We start from the raw sequence: 18,194 nt of genomic DNA, 5'->3' as shown, positions 1-18,194 counted from the left end.
AAAGAATTCGACTGTGGACGGCCTTCGCCGCAACATTGCCCCGGATACAACCGAAGATACCATAGACCAGCGGTGCCGCGCGCGCGTTCAGTTTTTCTGGAGACTGCGTAGCACGCGATCAAGCGCCTGGCCTTGCTTAGAATATTTTGCGGGGCTGTCTTTGACCAGATTGTAATAGGCCGCCGCATCATAGAGCTGTACCGGCAATCCCAAATCTTTCGCTGTTAGACGCCCCGTGGCCGACAGCACAAAATAGGCTGCAACATAGAGGTTGGCACGCGCCGCCACACGCGTTGATTCCGCATCCAGGAGCGCCTGCTCGGCGTTGAGAACGTCAAGCGTGGTGCGTGCGCCCAGCTTTGCTTCTTCGCGCACCCCCTCAAAGGCCGTGCGTGCTGCTTGAATTTGTCGCTCTGAAGCCTCCAACTGCGCCCGTGCAGAGGTCAGCCCAGCATAGGCATTGCCAACATCCTGCACGACGTTGTTGCTCACAACATGCAGATTGGCCCGCTGGCTATCATGCTGCGCCATCGCCCGCCGCACAGCAGAAGACAGCGCCCCCCCTTGATAGATCGTTTGGTTGGCTTCCACCCCCACACTTCCACTGCGGGTATAACTTTTGTCGTTGAACGTCTCGGTCAGGCCATAATTGCCCTGAAGCGTCACTTTGGGCGCCATCGCCGCTTCGTTGGCACTTACTGCCAAACGAGAGGCGCTAACTTGGTGTTGCGCGGCCAAAACCGAAGGGTGTTGGCGCACGGCAAGGGCCTTAGCCGCCTCTAAGCTTCCTCCGACGTCAGGCAGGCGCGGTGGCGGGCTAAGGTTGACGGGTTTGCGGCCGATGGCCGTACGGTATTCTTCCACCGCGCGCAGCAACTCCCCTTCCGCACCGGCCAACTCACTGCGGGCCTCTGCCAGCTGCGCTTGGGCAAGCGCTACATCAGTATTTGTCACTTCCCCAACTTCAAGGCGGTCGCGCGTCGCGCGCAGCTCTTCTACGAGAAACCCTAAGTTATTGTTGCGCAGCGCCACAACATCAGAGGCTTCAACAACCCCCATATAGGCTGCCACAGCCCGCAAGAGTACGCGCTGTTCGATGTCGAGCAATGTCTGCCGGGTTGCCAGCACCGTTTCCTTGGCAGTCTCGACCCGATACTGGCTGGCACCGAAGTCATAAATCAACAGCTCTGCGATCAGATTTATTGATGCGGTGAGGCTTTCAGTTGACTGCACAGCCTGAATACCGGAGCTCCGTAGAGAGCCAAAATTCTGTGTCAAACCACCCGCCCAACGCAGTACAGGTTTTAGCATCGCCTGGGCGCTGGCCACATCTTCATCTGCTGCCCGCAGCAAGGCCCGATTTTGCTCCAACAGCCCGGAATGCTCATACGCCCCAATCAAAGCATCCGCCAAAGTCTCCGCGAATGCCGGGCGGGGCACCATCAACACCAATGCCAACGGCAACGCCGTAACACCACGCTGCACAGCGCTCTTGAACCCAAATATACTCATTATTCAGCTGCCTATTGCCTGCGCGCAATTACCTTCCTATCTCGCCCGATCAAATGACCGGCCAAAAAATGGGCTTTACGCTTTATCTCGTTATAAGTGTATCAACTTTACTCTACTGCTAGGTATGCGGTCCTTTTGTGTCAAGCGAAGCGACCAAGCCCGTCAGCCCCGCCCAAAGACTGCATCCTGGGTGTTCGTGGATACTACGCGGCTTTCAAACGGTTCGTTAGTGGCGCGTTGGCGCCCCTCGATACCGTTATCGACGCGCTCAACATCGACCGCCTTCCATCGCGTCGGCACGTCTGATCTGTACCAGCAGCATCGTCAGAAGATTGAAGAACCCTTCGGCTGGGCCAAGTCCGTGGGACCACATGGTTCAAACTGCGTTTGGCGGCCTCGACAGGGTCCGCGACAATTCCCGGCGGTCATGGCGGCCTGTAAAACAGGCCACGGAAACGTCTTGTTGCCTAACGAAAGGGGCCAAATTTGACCCGGCGTCCGAAGCCGCAAAGAACCGCTTTCAAACCGTAGCGACGGAACAGCTGCCTTCTGTAGCAGCCTGCTATAAATTGCTGGATGCTCAATCCGATTCCACGAGCGGTTTTTCGGCTTCCTCAATAGCATCGAATTTGCCGACAGAAACGTCCAGCAAGACCCACCGTGCTTTTTCGTTGATGAAAACTAGGTCAAAACTGATGTGCTCGGGAAGCACAGGAAAGTAGCCGGTAAGACGAATTTGTTCGCCTCCAGCAGCGACTTGCGAATTGAGTATCTCAGGCTCCTCGACCAGCACGGGCAGCATATCCACACCTGCTTCACGGACAGGGGCAAATAAACCGGCCAATCGTGTTGGATCGTTCGCCTCCGAGAAGTCGCGTGACGCATAATCACGCAGGACTGTATAGTTTCCTGTCCAGTTGCCGTGATTGATTGCGATCATGACGTCACGGATCAATGCAACAGCAAAACTGCGCTCAACGCTTGTGTCTTCCTGTGCAGTTGCCGATCCCGCCACCAGCCCAAAACATAGAAGCACCGCAAACAATGTTCGCGGTGCTGTGACGTTGAAGAAATTGGTCAGACTTACCACGCGTAGGTTACACCAACACGACCACCGACTTGATCGTTATCAAACCCGTAGGTGACACCCGCATCGAACTGAGTGTTGTTGTTGAACCGGTAACCCATCGAAACGGCCATCGCTTGTGATCCCTCAAAGCTGCCCAATCCTGTGGACACTGCAAATTGCTTGTTTTCAGGAACATAGGGTGCCTTCAAGGCCATTGCCATCGCGATACCGGACTTGTTGTTGGCAATCGCAGCCGAGTTGTTCTGCACTGCTGAACCAAGGGACAAAACCTGGCCCAAGTTCACATCCGACGTTGCGAGATTGCCCGAAGAGTCGGATGTTACCAGCGCGACCGGACCGCTTTGTGCATCACGACTTGCCTGCGTAGCAATACCAGACGCAGTGTAAGTGTTATTGGCATTACCGAGTGTGAACTGGTTGTCGCGTGTTGCCACGGCACCATTACCAATGGCAGCCGAGTTGGTACCCTGAGCCGAGGAGAGGTTACCAAAGGACAGCGATTGTGCACCTGACGCTACAGCACCTTCCCCAACAGCAGTTGAGCGTACGCCAGTTGCTTGTGCAAGGTGACCAAAGGCTTGAGCACGTTCTGCGGTGGCCATTGCCTGCCAGCCGATTGCAGTTGTGCCGGCACCTGTGGCAACACTTTCGCCGCCAATAGCTGTTGTGGAGGGACCTGTCGCAGCGGCGGTGTCGCCCAACGCAATCGCGTCGATACCTGTCGCAATCGCTTCGTTGCCAATGGCAGTTGCATTATCTGACTGTGCATCGGCGTTTTCACCGATGGCCAATGAACGCACACCCTGAGCCGTGGCGAGGTGGCCAAAGGCCTGCGCGCGCTCTGCGGTGGCGGCAGATTGCCAGCCGATTGCCGTTGTGCCGGCGCCCGTGGCAACGCTTTCGCCGCCAATAGCTGTCGTGGAGGGGCCTGTTGCAGCAGCGGTATCGCCCAATGCAATCGCATCAATACCTGTTGCAATTGCTTCGTTACCAATAGCCGTTGCATTGTCCGTCTGTGCATCGGCGTTTTCACCAATGGCCAATGACCGCACACCCTGAGCCGTGGCGAGGTGACCAAAGGCCTGCGCACGCTCTGCGGTGGCGGCAGATTGCCAGCCGATTGCCGTTGTGCCGGGGCCGGTGGCCACGGTTTCACCGCCGATGGCCGTCGTCGATGGGCCTGTGGTCGTTGCCTCGGAGCCAATTGCAACACCGTCAACGGAGTCTGCGGCGGTGTTCGCCCCATCACCAATAGCGACAGAAAAATTACCATCAGCTGTCGTGTTCACGCCGCATTCTGCAGAGTTCGTCCCTGTCCCGGTATTGCAAGGTGCTGCCCCATCGGCAAATGCCATTGATGAGCTGCTAATCAAAAATATAACTGCAGCGCTATTTTGCAGACGTGAGAGGGAGGTACTATTGATTTTCATCGGGCAATCCTTGTTGGGCGTTTTCGCGCACGAGACATTACTTACTGTAATTGTTGTCAGAATTCGGCCTGTAGGCAGAATATTGGAGACACGGTAGCTTGCGTTAATAAGTTTCAAAAGTTTCAGAATTTTTTTGAAGTTGCCTTGGTAAGGAAAGGCGTATTGTCCGGCATATCGCTCAGAGGACGCGGTATTCCACCATCTACGGACGCACCACGAAGCATTGTAGGCTGCGCTCTATCACAGCGTGGACACGCCATTGGCGCTCACGGCGCCACACTTCAGATCATCGGGCTTGCTAAGTTGCAGTACGTCCCGCAGTCAGTTGTTCTGACTGGCATTTTGCCACTGCAGATGCTCGCTACCATCGGTGCAAAGCAGTTGTCCTGTGACCGCAGGCGCATCGATAAAGTAGCCAAGGGCTGCAGTAATATCCGCAAGGTTCACACCCCGCTTCAACACCGTATTCCGGCGCTCCTGTGCAAAGACTTCTTCAGACTGATGTTGACCTTGCAAGGTTGGCCCAGGTCCGATGCCGTTCACCCGCTGACGTCTACTTTGGCCGGGACAAAGCCATTCTGAGAGAAAGGAAGAAGATCAAGAACCTGACGATCCGACAGCGCCGCTTGCAACATCAAAAACAAGCAGCATAATCAATCACACAACCGAACCAGAGCCTCCAATGTTCAAGCCGCTCTGATGTCCCACTTTATATGACGACGGACAGGCGGTATTTAGATAAGAGCGCGCTAGGCCTCACGTGCGACAAGACTCTCTTAAGACCAAGCGCTCATAAAGCCACACTTATGCCGCGAGCCATCTCTAGGAGAGGCTTTCTAGTTCGCGGGCCCTGCGGGATCTGACAAAATGCCTGCACACACCCGCCCCCTCTTTCTCGCCCATTTTTTGGAAGCAAAATGACGTCATATTTTCAGCTGTCTGACACGGAGAAATCCATCTTTCTCAACGAGAACTGGTCCGCTCTGGACAGTGGCTACAGGTATCACGAAACGACCGTCACCTACAGCTTCCTCACACATGCAGATGGCCGTCAATCAGAGAGCTACCTTGAGGACGCGCCTTTTGTCTTTGAGACGTTCTCACCAGCTGAGCAACAGGCTGTCAGGTTCTACTTGGGCTACATCGAAAGCTTCACGAACCTGACGTTTGAAGAAGTGGGGAGCAATGATGGACAGATGGGCTTTGGCTTTCACAACATGGAGATGGGAGGCTATGCGAGCTATCCCTTCCGCGGAGACCAAGGCGTATTCCTCAATGTCGACGCGCGCCTTCAAGCAGAGCCCGAGAACTTTCATTACATTCTCGCCCATGAGATCGGCCATGCGGTTGGCCTGAGCCACACCTGGGAAGGCCAGATGCCCGCCTTTTCCGAAAGCATGCACGACATGCGGCTCATGACCGCCCTGTCCTATAACAGCGTCCTGTTCGACAGCGGCTCCACACAAAGAGGTTTTGTGACAGGGCTCCAAGCGCTCGATATTGCCGCCCTGCAAAACATCTACGGCACGCGGATAACGTCCGCCGACAATGTCTTCGCTGTCAATGAGCATGGAGGCATGAGCAAGGAGGGCACACACTGGAACATGTCGATCCTTACGCCCACCACCTTGGTCGATACCGGCGGCACGGATACCGTTGACGCAAGCGGCTTGAACCAAACCGGTCCGGCGATATTCGATTTCCGCAAAGGTCTATTTCTCGACACCGAACAAGCAATCGAAATCTATGATTGGAACCAACAGACCTGGTCAGACCCCATCACCCCCGTCTCACCCCTGCCCCGCCTGCAAATCCAGCCCGGGACCGTGATTGAACACTACATCGGCACAAGCGGCGTTGACCTGGTCATCGCAGGTTACGGAAACCAGATCGTAAATGGCGGCGGTGGCATTGATACGGTCAGCTACTCTGGCCACCAAAACAGCTACACGCTGACGCTCAGCGCGCAGCGCACCACCCTCACCGATCGACGCCCCGACCAGAATGGCACAGACACATTGGCCGACATTGAGTTTCTGAGCTTCGATACCGGCATTAAAGGCGATGAGTTTGACTTGTCACTCTTCGGAGGCGCGGCGGGGCTCGCTGAGGCAGACATGCTGAATGTGGTGGAACTCTACATCGCCTACTTCAACCGCGCCCCTGACGCGATGGGCTTGAACTATTGGGGCACCGAGTTCTCCAAAGGCTACACCCTGCCCGAAATGGCAGAAAGCTTCTTCGTGCAATCTGAGACACGTAGCACATATGAGACGGCCTTAGACGCGGATGGCACCCTGACAGATGTACCTGCCTTTGTTGCCGCCGTTTACACCAATGTACTGGGGCGCGCAGCAGATCAAAGCGGGTTCGACTACTGGGTGAATGAGCTGCAGGACAACCCTGACATTACGGCGGGCATCTTCATTCTCGCGATCCTGAATGGCGCCAAGCACCCAAGCAACCCCAGCCCCCAATCTGCACTCGACCAACAATACCTCGAGACAAAGACAGACGTGGGCGCGTATTTTGCTGTTATCAAAGGTATGTCAGACGTCGACAATGCGATCGACGTCATGAGCCGCTATAACGGGTCGCAAGCAGGAGTAGATGCGGCCATCAACGCTGCAGACAGTTTCTATGCAAGCGCCCTCGATGCCACCAACGGCGACTTCTTAATGCCCCTGGTCGGCGTTCTGGATGATCCTTTTGCCATAGCTTGACGGCTGCCCAGAACGCGCGAAACGTCTAATCGAGAAGCCACCCTGTCCGTGACGTCACTTCTCGTAAGCCGCCCCGAGAAAGGGGTGGCAGCGCTCAATGCAACAGGCGATCGCCTGTATGGTCGCCCCTAAGCGCCAAACCCCGCATATAACCGGGCTGATCCCTTGTGGCACTGCCATTTTATTGCTCATCTTGCGGCCCCTGCCCCGGTGCTTGACCTGTGCCGACGCAAAAGGACCTACTCACAGCAAGGCGGTTAATTCCACATGGGCAAATGAATGTAATTCTAACTCAAAACAAAACCAATTATCTTTAGTATACATACCATTCTTAAGTATATAGTATCAGACTATTAAGTATATTTCTGCGTCTTATTATTGCCCCATACAGTAAAAAACCATACTTTATTACCCCTTTAGGCTTATCCCTTATTGCGCTACCTCATAAGTTGTGCCTTGAGTTAATCAAGCGGCCTGCCGCTCATCGGCAGCGCGAAAAGCGCTGTGTATTGAGGCTGAACAACGAGGTTATTGCTCTCCATGATTATCAAATTCATCAAAACTTTCGCACGCGACGAAGACGGCGCCACGGCAATTGAATACGGTCTATTTGCGGCTCTTATCGCGGCAGGTATCGTTACGGTGGTAGGGCTACTGGGTGATGAACTCGTCGCTACTTTCGAAGTTATTAAGACTGCCGTCACCATTCCTGAATGACCAGATCCTTGACATTTCAGGAATTTAAAAATTGAGTATTTTCAATGATATGCCGAAGCGCGTATTGCTTGTCCTATCGACGTCTGCGGTCCTTGCCGTAGCCGTCACTTGGATCAGCATTCGCCCTGAGAGCCAGCCGGCCTCCCCCTCCCCGGGGGAGGTTGCCGTTGTAAATGAGATGCCCAGCATTGCTGTTCTGGGGGCTTCTGAACTCATATTGAAAGACACTGATTTATCGATCGGTTTTATTGAAGTGATCAATATACCTGCCAATTTGATTACTCCGGATTTTATTCTCGATTCTGAAATCAATCGAAAACGTCTATCAGGTCTTCGGGCAGAAAAGGAAATTCAAGTGGGATCGCCAATCATGGCGAGCGATCTTATTATTCCCGAGCCGCCCGAAAAACCGGTAGCGCAGCCAGAAAAGATCAGCAGGTTCACCGGGGATCTGGGAGCCGGCATGCGGGCGATCTCAGTGCCACTCAGCCGGCAAACCTCAATTGGCGGCCTAATAGAGCCAAATGACCGGATCGACGTGATGGTGTCCTACAACTCCCAGGGGGATGTGCGCGCTGTGCGAAGCATCCTTGAGAATGTACGGGTGCTGGCGCTCAATGAGATGGGCAATCGAAGCAATGACGGGCGCATGATGACGCTGGAGTTGCACCCTGAAGGTACGAAGGTACTGGCGCTCGCAGAGCAAACAGGAGAGCTGATATTTGTGCTGTCTTCCGCAGGTGATGGCGGCCAGCCAATCATCGTGCGCGATGACCCCATGCTCTCAACACGGATTTCGGGGGAAACCGTGGATAGCTACACGCCGCCGCCCAAAAAACGCATCACAGTATTCCGGGGACAGGGCGGTCAAAAACAGACCGCTTTTGCTGCGGAGGATCAGGCGCAATCGCCACTTAAACAAGAAGCTCAAACGGGAAATGATCTGCCCATCTCCCGCTAGATTTAGACCTCAGGATTTTCATCCATGCTGCCAAATATTACCAGGGCCATCGCATTAATCGCGGCTGGCTCCGTCATGCTCATCCCTGACATAAGCCCTGCACAAACCGTGATTGAAGCCACCGGGAAACCGGTTAGTCTTTTCCCCGGCGAGGGGAAGTTGATCCGTCTCGACCAGCCTTCCGAAACTGTCTTTTTGGCAAATCCGGAAATTGCAGATATCGAGGTCAAATCTGCAAACCTTGTTTATATCTACGGAAAAAGCCCTGGAAACACGACGCTCTTTGCGCTCGATGAGCTTGATAACGTCACCCTTTCGAGCGTCGTGAAGGTTGCTTTGAATGTTGGGGCGTTAAATTCGGCCGCACATTCCGCCGTATCCGCTGGCAATTACCAGGTGCGGGAAACCGAAGGTGCCGTGGTTTTGACCGGGCGTGTACCTTCCCTTGGAGATGCCACGCAGATTGAGACTGTCGTCCGGGCCCTTTCTGGTCAGGAGGTACCCATTATCAACAGCCTGACGCTCGATAATCCCGCACAGGTGAACTTGCAGGTGAAGATTGCCGAGGTTTCAAGAACGGTCACCGAGGATCTTGGGACAAGCTGGACTGCCCTGGGGAATGGATTGAATGGCGGGGTCGGTGCGCCCGGTGGCTTTGCCCTAAACACCGACTTCACTGTCGGTTCCCAATTGCAGGGCGTCAGCCTCGAAGCGCTCCAACAAGAGGGTTTGGTGACCATCCTATCAGAGCCAAATCTTACGGCGCGATCAGGCGATAGGGCCAAGTTCCTGGCCGGGGGCCGCTTCCCCTATCAAACCGCGGCTTCGGATGACCGAGTAGAGGTCGTTTTTGAACCCTATGGCGTGGAGTTGGAATTCCAGCCCGAGGTACTTCAATCGAACAAGATTAAGCTTGAGGTCGACACCACGGTCCGTGAATTGGATTTCTCAAATGGCAGCACCTCCAATACCCAAGGGCTCCCCCTGATCCTGGAGCGCAGCGCAGCGACGACAATCGAGGTTGGCAGCGGCCAAAGCTTTGCAATTGCTGGTCTGTTCAAAGCCACATCGCAGCAGTCCATTGATGAGGTCCCCGGCCTCGGTCAGGTTCCCCTTCTGGGCGCCCTATTCCGTTCTACTAGCTATCAGAGCGGCGAGAGTGAGCTGGTGATCATTGTGACCCCCTATCTGGTCGAACCAGGCGACCCAAAGAAGTTCAAGACACCCGTCGATGGGTTTAGACCGGCCGGCACATTGCAGCGCGCTCTGACAGGAGAGCTTTCGGTGGGCGTGCCTGTGGAAGACGGCAATGCAATTTCCATCAAGAGCATCAACGGTAAAGCGGGGCTACTTCTGCAATGAGTATCTCCAGAATATCTTTGATGGCTGCCCTGGCTTCCCTATCCCTTGCAGCAGCCTGTTCGGCGCCTGAGCCCAGTGTCTCGGTTCTCGACCGTCTAAACGCCCCCTATGTCGAGGCGCAGCATCAATTCCATTTCGGTCATGGTGCAGCCAATCTGACAAGTCATGAGCGCGGCAAGCTCAACAGCTTCCTGCAGGCAAGAGCGCTGCGCAGTGAGGATGTGTTGATCATCACAATCCCGACCAGTGGCGATAACAATACCGACGCTGCCCGTGTCCAGAATGTAACCGCGGCCCTGTCTCTGGTTCCGTCACGCATTAAGCTCTCAATGCAGGAAAGCTTTGCCAAGCGCCCATTGGAAAGACATCAAATAGGGCTGATCAGGGTCGCACGCGCCGAGGGGATCAGGGTCACATGTCAGCCGGGCGTTGAAGACCTAGGATGCGCCAATGCCATCAATCTCGCGCATATGATCCACCGCCCTGCGGACATCTTATCACCAGCACCTACAGCACGCACGGCAGCGCGTTGACCGTTTTGTTTTGAGGGGATTGACGTGTTTCAGGGCAAAGTAAAACTTAACGCACGGTTTAAGCGAACCCAGATCGAAGCCTTCGTTGAATCCGAAGATGCGCGAGACGCAGCCGAGAAGCTTGTGGCCCAGATTGGCGAAACCGCAAGTCTTACGATCCACCCGGGCACCGCGGCCACGGCCGCCCGCCTCATTGGCACAGCCCCTCTCGGCGATATCCTTATCGTCGAGTTGGGGGCTGCGCTCGGGCCAGCTATGGACCGGATCAAGGAACTGAAGGAGGCCGGATCACGGGTGATCGCCGTCGGTCACGTGAATGATATTCCGACATATCAGGATGTTCTTGATGCCGGGGCTCAGGAATACCTTCCGCTTCCACTGGGTGATCGTCAGCTGCAGATATCGAAGCTGCTGGGCTCGGTCGCACCAGACACACGCACCAAGGCACAGTCTCGCTGTATTGCTGTCTGCGGGGTCTCCGGGGGCTTGGGCGCCAGCGCCATCGCCGAGAACCTCGCTGTGGCATACCTTGATGCAGCGGGGAGCACAAAAGCCAAAGGTGATCTGCAAAACCGCGTTGCTCTGCTTGATGCAGACCTCGAATTCGGCTCGATTGCAGCTGACCTCGATACTGATCTGACAATGGGGCTTTTAGACGCCCTGTTGGTGCCAGAGCGGGTTGATGACACCTTTCTTACCTCGACAATGGCAACGCCCTTGGACGGGCTCTATCTTTACTCCGCCAGCGTAAATGATCCCTCCAGCACCTCCGAGATGGAGGCAAATCTACCATCCCTTCTACGTCGTTGCCGCCAGAGCTTCCCTTTAACAGTTGTAGACTTGCCGCGAAGCCTATTGGCGGCACAGCCAGAGCTGGCAGAGGAGTTGGATGATATCATCTTCATTTTCGGACCAGGTTTCTCCTCAGTCCGAAACTGCAGCCGCCTGGTTGAAAGGGTCAGTAAAAGCTCGAACCCACCGCGCTTTTCTTACCTGATGTCCAAGCGACGCCGAGGTGCAGGGCTCACGCCAGCAGAGGTCAAACAGGCGCTGAACATCAGTGACCTGCATGAGCTGCCTGAAAGCGCATCCGACTTGGCCCGCGCCTCGCTGAAAGGTCAGCCCGTGAGGAGGATCTCAAAAAAAGGGCCCTATAGCCGGGCCATCACGCGCCTGATGAACGATCTCGAAGAGCCTGTAAATCTGGGCTCACAGTCAAAACGGAAGGGCCTCTTTGGGGGGAAGAGGCATAACAAATGACGCTAACGGAAAGCTTCCCTGATCAAAAGACCCCCTCAATACCGGCAGAGTTGCTTCAGAAAATCAATGCGCTCATTTCAAGTGGCGCGGAGCCTGGGCCTCACGTCGTAAGCCGGGCCATAGATTGGTATGAGGCGCAGACGGGCCAGGAAATACCTATTGATGAGCAACGCGAGCTGGTTCGATCTCTTAGTGAGAAGGCCAGCGCTCTGTCTGAACCAGAACCAGGGGCCCTGCCGGACACGTCAGCACACCCTGCCCGGAGCGCCTCTCTTGCCGGGTTTGATCGCCACCTCAACAGCCTCAGTCAGCGCGTCATGCCGGAAATTATGGCGCTTCTCGACCTTACCGAGCTCGCCTCAGGACCGGATGATCTGCAGCGCGAGACCATCGCCCGGGCTGTTCGCAGCGTCAGCAGAAAACAGAAATTAGAACTTAACGGGGCCGAAAGCACTCAGCTGGTTGAGTATGTCCTCGACGATATGATGGGCTTTGGCCCCCTCGAGCGGCTGCTGGCTGACGACACAATATCCGACATCATGGTGAATGGGTCCAAGCAAGTCTACATTGAGCGGAACGGGCAGCTAGAACTTACAGGCGTCACCTTCCGGGACAATCAACATGTCCTCAATATTGCAACACGGATCGTATCGCTGGCTGGCCGTCGTGTTGATGAAACCACCCCCCTGGTTGATGCCCGCCTGCCAGATGGTAGCCGTATCAATGTGACGATCCCTCCGCTTGCTCTGAAGGGACCGACGCTAACAATCCGGAAGTTCCCCAAGGGCGAGCTGCAGCTGGCAGATCTTGTGGCGCGCGACAGCCTATCCTCACCCATGGCAGAGTTTTTGCGTCTTGCGGCAAAGATGCGATTGAACATCCTTATTTCGGGAGGAACAGGGTCCGGTAAAACCACCCTGCTGAATGCGATATCAGGCGAGATTTCAGAGGCCGAGCGCATTGTGACAATCGAAGATGCTGCAGAGCTGCGGCTTCAACAGCCGCATGTCGTATCTCTGGAAACGCGGCCACCCTCGATTGAGGGACTTGGCGAGATCACCATGCGTCATCTGTTCCGCAATACGCTTCGGATGCGCCCCGACAGGATCATCATCGGCGAAGTGCGCAGCGAGGAGGCGCTGGACCTCTTGCAGGCAATGAACACCGGCCACGACGGCTCGATGAGCACCCTTCATGCCAATTCCCCCCGCGAGGCGCTGACACGCCTAGAAAGCATGATCGCCATGTCAGGGACCGCCCTTCCAAGTGAATTCGTTCGCCAGCAGATAAGCTCCGCGATTGACCTGGTGGTTCAAATATCGCGCATGCGAGATGGGGTACGTAGGATCACCTCAATCTGCGAAATCGTGGGCGCTGAGGGCAACACGCTCAGCATGCAGGAACTGTTTTGCTTCACCCCCGATCTGACCCGCACGGGCGAGACCATCATTGGAGAGTTCCAAGCAACAGGCAGCACCCCCTATTTCACGACGCGGGCGGCAGAAATGGGTCTGGAAAGCACATTGCGCCGTACATTGGAGATTTAGGATGCTGCAGATATTTGCTTTCTTCCTCCTCATATTCGGTGTCTTTGCGACCACCGGATTGGTCTTCGCCATTACACTCGACCGTGCGCGTCAGACACGCCTTCAAAGGTTGGTCAAGTTTACCAAGAACCATCCACTTCAATTCTCTGATCGGGCGACACGGCGCCTTGAAATTGAGGATGAAGGCGAGACTGGCAAGGTCGACAACAGCCGCTTCGCGCGCCTGCTTGATACCCGTCTGCGAGAGGCCGGGTTGGAGATGAAACCCAGAAGCGCCATAGCGGTGATGGTGATTATGGCCATCGTGATGGTCGCGGCATTCCAGATTCTTAAACTGGCGCCCCTGCCCTTGGCTCTGCTCATTTCCGGGCTGTCCAGCTACCTGTCTTTCACTGTCTGGCTCGGTCATCTGCGCTCACGCAGGATTAAAGCGTTTAACGAAGCATTGCCTGATTGCCTTGATGTGTTTGCCCGCGGGCTTCGGTCCGGGCAGCCGGCACCGGTTGCCCTGCGGGTGGTGGCCAATCATGCCAAGGGCATTGCCGAGGAAGAGTTTAGCTTTTGCTGTGAAGAAATGCGTCTGGGAATAGGATTGAACGAGGCGCTTGGCGGTATTGCTGATCGCATCGGCTCCCAGGAAGCAAGGTTCATTGTTATTGCTGTTGGGCTTCAGGTCGAAACCGGTGGCAATCTGGTCGAGACACTGGAAAACCTTGCCAATATGTTGCGAGAGCGCCGTAAGCTGCGCAAGAAGGCTGCTGCTTTATCAGCAGAAGTCAGGGTCAGTGCCGCAGTCCTATCCTCCCTTCCCTTCGCTATTGGCCTCATCATCTGGATGGTGAACGGCGAATACCTTCAGCCACTTTTCATAGATGCGCGCGGACGTATCCTTGCGCTGGTCGGCGTTGCCTTCCTCGGCATGGGTATTTTCAGCATGTATAGATTGTCGCGTCTCGATGTTTAGTGAAATTCCCCCCCTTGTTCTGATACTCATCGCAGCACCAATCCTCTATTTTGCACAGACAGCGGTGTTGAACGCTCTCGACGGACGCGAGCGCATGGCGCGACTGAACCGCACCATGAACCTGAAACGCAATGATCGGACCATGCCGAGACGATCAAGCTCTGGCTTCCTGCTGGGAATGGCAAAGCGCGTTGCCATAAACACCTCCGAGCGGTTCTCCATCGTCAATGGGGGCGAGGCGGAAGCCTCTGCCAAGTTGCTCCGCACCGCAGGGTTCCGCGGGCGAGACGCTCTGCTGATCTACTCCTTCTTGAAGTTGTTGCTGCCGATCGGAGGTATAGGTTTTACCTGGCTTTGGTTCTCACTTGATGCGTCCAGCGAGATGGGGGTGTTCATGAAAATCATGATTGCCCTCGCCGCTGCACTTCTGCTCTCCAAGCTCCCAGATGCGGTCCTCAAATTTCGTCAAAAGCAAAGGTATACCGAGGTCCAAAAAGCTTTCCCGGACATGTTGGAGCTGCTGGTCATCGCGACTGAGGCGGGGTTGAGCTTCGGGCCTGCTCTCAACCGAGTGGCGCGCGAGTCACATGCTGTAGCTCCAACACTCTCATTCGAAATCAGACAGTTATATGTCGAGCTTAATGTCATGCCAGACCGTGACGGGGCTTGGGTCAGGCTCTCGGAGCGTTTACCCCTCTCGGAAATATCAATCTTTGCCAATGCGATGATGCAGGCCGAACGCTATGGCACCCCGATCTCGCAAGCCCTGCGTACCCTAATGCGCGACCAACGCGCGCTTCGCTTGTTGCGGATCGAAGAACAAGCGGGGCGTATCCCGGCCTTGATGACGATCCCCTTGATCCTTTTCATCATGCCCGCGCTCTTCGTGGTGTTGATCGGTCCGGCCGCCCTCAACATTCTCGACAATATCATGGGAGGGGCTTTGAACTGATGCCTCATAGATGCAGTTTTTGGAGGAATGAGGACGGCGCTGTCGCCGTGGAATTTGCACTGATCTTACCGCTCTTGCTGGCGATCCTTTTGGGGATTGCCTGCTTTGGGCAATACTTCTCGATTGCGCATAGCTTGCAACAGCTTGCCGCTGAAACCGCACGATACTCTGTCCGAGGGCTAGGAAGAGAAGAACGCGAGGACAAGGCCTACGTTTTTATCGAAGAAGCCAAAACACGTTTCCCAATCCTACAGGGTGACAATGTCACCGAGTTAATTTCGATGGATGTGACGCCTGGGCCAGGCATCAAAGTGACCCTCACTTATGATCTGACTGGTTCTGTAATCGACCTAGTGGATGGCTTCCTTGGCCTTAAAATCACCAAGGTCTCGAGGAGTAGCCATCTTGTATATTAAAGGCTTCCTGAAGCGCTTTGGCAAAGACGAAAGCGGTGTCGTGATCATCATCGCGGCCCTCATGCTGACCGTCCTCATGGGATTCATGGCGCTCGCCATTGATGTTGGTCTCCTTTATTTCCAACAGAAAAAACTGCAAACAGAGGCTGATCTGACGGCCGTGAGCGCTGCCTCGAACTTGTGGTCGGATCCGGACGAACATGCTCTCGAAACAGTGAAGTGGAATGGCCTTGAGCCGGATGCTCTCACGGATATCAAATATGGTCGCTTCATCCGCACTGAAGATGCGAAACTCGAACCGGGGAGGTCATGGGTTGAGCCAGGCGATAACGCTGCGCAGGTCACCCTGAACAAAGAGGTGCCCCTATATTTTGCACAGATCTTTCTGGATCAAGATACGACGCGCATCCAAGCGGAGGCGACAGCTGCACGCTATGATAGCGCTTCTTTCAGTCTGGGCTCGAGATTGCTCAGGATTGATGAGGGAATTCTAAACGCGGTTCTGTCTGCGGCTCTGGGCACAACGGTGGGCCTCGATGTCCTTGATTATGAGGCCTTGGCAGATGCCGATATCGACCTGCTGTCTTTTTCGGACGCATTAGCGTCACGACTTGATGTTACGGCGGGAAATTATGAGGTTCTACTCACGAAAGAGGCTGATCTTACAAATATCGCCGGAGCTCTTCTCGACACAGGTCTTGGAGAGGAAGTTACAACCGCCTTAACCACCATCATCAACAGTGGAGCTTCAGAACTTCTAAACGTCTCCGATCTCATTTTGATCGAAGGAGAAGATGTGAAGGCCCTCGCTCCTGACCTCCTGCCCAAGATCACCGTCAAAGCGCTCGATCTACTGAAGGCATCGGTGGATATCATTAATGCAGAAAGACATATCGAGTCAGACCTCGATGTCGGCATCGACGGTTTGGTCTCCGTAGATTTCGACCTGGTGGTGGGCGAGAAGAAAGCAAAATCAGGATGGATTACCATCGGAGAGCGCGGTACGACCCTCCATACGGCACAGACACGTCTTAAGCTGGACCTGAAACTAGAGCCCTCGATCTTCGCTCCTCTGGGCCTTGACATCTTATCTGTTAATTTACTGCCGCTCTATATCGAGGTTGCCGGTGCCACCGCCTCACTGACAGATATCGACTGCAGCGTCTCAGAACCCGATGATGTCATAGCCCGTTTTGATACCGGCACAGACCCTCTGAACGGCGTAACAGGGACACATGTGGCTGAGGTATTCCTGGGGCAGTTCGATCCGCCAGACTTCAATGATAACACGACCCCATTGAACAAAGACAAACTTCATCCCGCAGATTTACTCAAGATTGAGGTAGATTTGTTTCTGGCTAAAGTGGAAATAGCTGTGCTGTTGGAAGCGGCAATACCCCTAGGTATTTCCGAACAAGCACAGACAGAATTTATCCTTTCCGAAGTTTCTAACTACGATCCTCCGCCATTCAAGGAAATTGGTTCTGGTGACCTTTTGACCGGAGTCCTTTCGGCGGTCATGAAAGAAGTTGATGTTTCATGGGACTTTGACCTCGAACTCTTGGAGATCAACTTTGGTTTTCTCACCGCTATAGTTGAAGCGACTTTAGAAGGTACTCTGAATACCCTTCAAAGCGGCATTCCCCCTATCTTGAGTGGTCTAACCTTAGCTCTGGACGATGCGATCGACGAACTAATGGAGACACTCGGCCTTGGCATTGGAGAGGCTGATCTGGCTTTGCATGGTCTCGCTTGCGACAAACTTCTACTTGTCCGATGAACATGCCACCTTTCAAATATGATTTTTCCCAATTGGAGATAAAGTTGCCCCTCCCTAAATCACTTCTCCGCCCCCTCGGCGCTCTACTCCTGGCTGTCTCTGTTTCGGCCTGCACCGTACCCACAGAGCAAAGCCGGCCGACCTCTGACGCAGGACCTGCCTCATCAAGTCTGAGGCTTGCGCAGGCTACGGCCAAGTCCGGAGACCACCAGACCGCCGCGCGCTTGTTTGAAAACATCGTAGAAGAGGAGCCGGAGTCTGTGTCCGCTCTACTGGGATTGGGCGACAGCTACTCACGCCTTGGACAGCAAAACCGTGCTGCAGCGGTCCTCAACCGTGCCCATGAGCTCGATAATCGCAACGTCGAGGTCCTATCGGTCCTAGGCCGCGTCCATCTCTCCCAACATCAAGCAGAAACCGCACTGGCCAATTACAACAAGGCCCTGAAAATTGACCGAAGCAATATCTCAGCCATCACGGGCAAGGGCGTGGCCCTCGATACGCTATCGCGCCATGCGGAGGCTCAGGAGGCCTATCAAAGCGGGCTCTCACAATATCCGGCCAACTATGTGCTGCGCAACAACTACGCCCTTTCGCTGGCGCTGAGTGGCCAACAGACGAAGAGTATTGCAATCCTGCAGGAGTTGGTGCGCGATCCGGTCGTGGCGCCACATGTCCGAGACAACCTGGCCATGGTCTATGGGCTTGCCGGGCGGGAAAACGACGCAAGAGCAACGCTTGCTTTGGATCTTGAAGCCAGTCAGATCGAAGAGAATATGGGGATCTACCGCGCCCTGAGACGGATGCTTGGCGAGGGCAAGAAAATCGGCGCACTGGTCTACGCATAGTATCCTGTGTGCAGATTTTCGTACGGAAGTGAGCCCCATTTAGAATGGACCCAACTGGCTGGACCAGAAAGCCCTCAGCATCTGATGCTTTAGACGTGC

General features: G+C 54.8%; 15 protein-coding genes and 1 pseudogene. 12 read left to right on the top strand and 4 right to left on the bottom strand.

The window, feature by feature from the left end:
• Nucleotides 1–87: 87 nt before the first annotated feature.
• From DSM110093_RS18780 to DSM110093_RS18765, 4 genes and pseudogenes are all read right to left on the bottom strand, one after another.
• Entirely contained in the window at nt 88–1,512 is a 1,425-nt protein-coding gene (locus DSM110093_RS18780) for a TolC family outer membrane protein (protein ID WP_243267994.1), read from the bottom strand.
• Between the two features lie 580 nt (nt 1,513–2,092).
• Nucleotides 2,093–2,602: a hypothetical protein gene (locus tag DSM110093_RS18775; protein ID WP_243267993.1), complete on the bottom strand. Its 510-nt coding sequence runs from the start codon at nt 2,600–2,602 to the stop codon at nt 2,093–2,095.
• Entirely contained in the window at nt 2,596–3,891 is a 1,296-nt protein-coding gene (locus DSM110093_RS18770) for a YadA-like family protein (RefSeq protein WP_243267992.1), read from the bottom strand. The genes DSM110093_RS18775 and DSM110093_RS18770 overlap by 7 nt, the downstream gene beginning before the upstream one ends.
• A 462-nt stretch (nt 3,892–4,353) precedes the next feature.
• Nucleotides 4,354–4,578, bottom strand: a pseudogene (locus DSM110093_RS18765) (short-chain dehydrogenase); the annotation flags it as partial.
• 371 nt (nt 4,579–4,949) lie between these two features.
• Between DSM110093_RS18765 and DSM110093_RS18760 the strand changes: the two are divergent.
• The 12 genes from DSM110093_RS18760 (at nt 4,950) to DSM110093_RS18705 (ending at nt 18,095) form a co-directional block, all read left to right on the top strand.
• Nucleotides 4,950–6,755 carry a DUF4214 domain-containing protein gene (locus tag DSM110093_RS18760; protein ID WP_243267991.1) on the top strand — a complete coding sequence of 602 codons (1,806 nt, stop codon included), beginning with the start codon at nt 4,950–4,952 and terminating at the stop codon, nt 6,753–6,755.
• Nucleotides 6,756–7,295: 540 nt separating this feature from the next.
• Complete coding sequence (locus DSM110093_RS18755; RefSeq protein ID WP_243267990.1) at nt 7,296–7,472, top strand: Flp family type IVb pilin; 177 nt, start codon at nt 7,296–7,298, stop codon at nt 7,470–7,472.
• A gap of 31 nt (nt 7,473–7,503) precedes the next feature.
• Nucleotides 7,504–8,433, top strand: a complete 930-nt coding sequence (gene cpaB / locus DSM110093_RS18750) for a Flp pilus assembly protein CpaB (RefSeq protein ID WP_243267989.1) — start codon at nt 7,504–7,506, stop codon at nt 8,431–8,433.
• Nucleotides 8,434–8,457: 24 nt separating this feature from the next.
• Nucleotides 8,458–9,795, top strand: a complete 1,338-nt coding sequence (locus DSM110093_RS18745; RefSeq protein WP_243267988.1) for a type II and III secretion system protein family protein — start codon at nt 8,458–8,460, stop codon at nt 9,793–9,795.
• Between the two features lie 20 nt (nt 9,796–9,815).
• A complete protein-coding gene (locus DSM110093_RS18740; RefSeq protein ID WP_243267987.1) occupies nt 9,816–10,328 on the top strand; it encodes a hypothetical protein in 513 nt (170 codons plus the stop codon).
• 24 nt (nt 10,329–10,352) lie between these two features.
• Nucleotides 10,353–11,588 carry a hypothetical protein gene (locus tag DSM110093_RS18735; protein WP_243267986.1) on the top strand — a complete coding sequence of 412 codons (1,236 nt, stop codon included), beginning with the start codon at nt 10,353–10,355 and terminating at the stop codon, nt 11,586–11,588.
• Nucleotides 11,589–11,905: 317 nt separating this feature from the next.
• Nucleotides 11,906–13,135 carry a CpaF family protein gene (locus DSM110093_RS18730; protein ID WP_243267985.1) on the top strand — a complete coding sequence of 410 codons (1,230 nt, stop codon included), beginning with the start codon at nt 11,906–11,908 and terminating at the stop codon, nt 13,133–13,135.
• Nucleotides 13,038–14,099: a type II secretion system F family protein gene (locus tag DSM110093_RS18725; protein ID WP_243267984.1), complete on the top strand. Its 1,062-nt coding sequence runs from the start codon at nt 13,038–13,040 to the stop codon at nt 14,097–14,099. The genes DSM110093_RS18730 and DSM110093_RS18725 overlap by 98 nt, the downstream gene beginning before the upstream one ends.
• Before the next feature lie 94 nt (nt 14,100–14,193).
• Entirely contained in the window at nt 14,194–15,051 is an 858-nt protein-coding gene (locus DSM110093_RS18720) for a type II secretion system F family protein (RefSeq protein ID WP_243267982.1), read from the top strand.
• A gap of 47 nt (nt 15,052–15,098) precedes the next feature.
• Nucleotides 15,099–15,467 (top strand): TadE/TadG family type IV pilus assembly protein, encoded by a 369-nt coding sequence (locus DSM110093_RS18715; RefSeq protein WP_243267981.1) that lies wholly within the window; start codon nt 15,099–15,101, stop codon nt 15,465–15,467.
• A complete protein-coding gene (locus DSM110093_RS18710; protein ID WP_243267980.1) occupies nt 15,457–17,247 on the top strand; it encodes a pilus assembly protein TadG-related protein in 1,791 nt (596 codons plus the stop codon). The genes DSM110093_RS18715 and DSM110093_RS18710 overlap by 11 nt, the downstream gene beginning before the upstream one ends.
• Nucleotides 17,244–18,095, top strand: a complete 852-nt coding sequence (locus DSM110093_RS18705) for a tetratricopeptide repeat protein (protein ID WP_347568652.1) — start codon at nt 17,244–17,246, stop codon at nt 18,093–18,095. The genes DSM110093_RS18710 and DSM110093_RS18705 overlap by 4 nt, the downstream gene beginning before the upstream one ends.
• The last annotated feature ends 99 nt before the right edge of the window (nt 18,096–18,194 follow it).

This window comes from Sulfitobacter sp. DSM 110093 (assembly GCF_022788715.1).
In the GTDB taxonomy this organism is placed as follows: Bacteria; Pseudomonadota; Alphaproteobacteria; order Rhodobacterales; family Rhodobacteraceae; genus Sulfitobacter.
This window is presented reverse-complemented; position numbering and strand designations above follow the sequence as displayed.

What these genes read in the sequence shown, in the direction of transcription:
- DSM110093_RS18780 (WP_243267994.1), bottom strand. Translation starts at nt 1,512, where the DNA reads ATGAGTATATTTGGGTTCAAGAGCGCTGTGCAGCGTGGTGTTACGGCG.
- DSM110093_RS18760 (WP_243267991.1), top strand. Translation starts at nt 4,950, where the DNA reads ATGACGTCATATTTTCAGCTGTCTGACACGGAGAAATCCATCTTTCTC.
- DSM110093_RS18755 (WP_243267990.1), top strand. Translation starts at nt 7,296, where the DNA reads ATGATTATCAAATTCATCAAAACTTTCGCACGCGACGAAGACGGCGCC.
- DSM110093_RS18745 (WP_243267988.1), top strand. Translation starts at nt 8,458, where the DNA reads ATGCTGCCAAATATTACCAGGGCCATCGCATTAATCGCGGCTGGCTCC.
- DSM110093_RS18740 (WP_243267987.1), top strand. Translation starts at nt 9,816, where the DNA reads ATGGCTGCCCTGGCTTCCCTATCCCTTGCAGCAGCCTGTTCGGCGCCT.
- DSM110093_RS18730 (WP_243267985.1), top strand. Translation starts at nt 11,906, where the DNA reads ATGCCGGAAATTATGGCGCTTCTCGACCTTACCGAGCTCGCCTCAGGA.
- DSM110093_RS18720 (WP_243267982.1), top strand. Translation starts at nt 14,194, where the DNA reads ATGGCGCGACTGAACCGCACCATGAACCTGAAACGCAATGATCGGACC.
- DSM110093_RS18705 (WP_347568652.1), top strand. Translation starts at nt 17,244, where the DNA reads ATGAACATGCCACCTTTCAAATATGATTTTTCCCAATTGGAGATAAAG.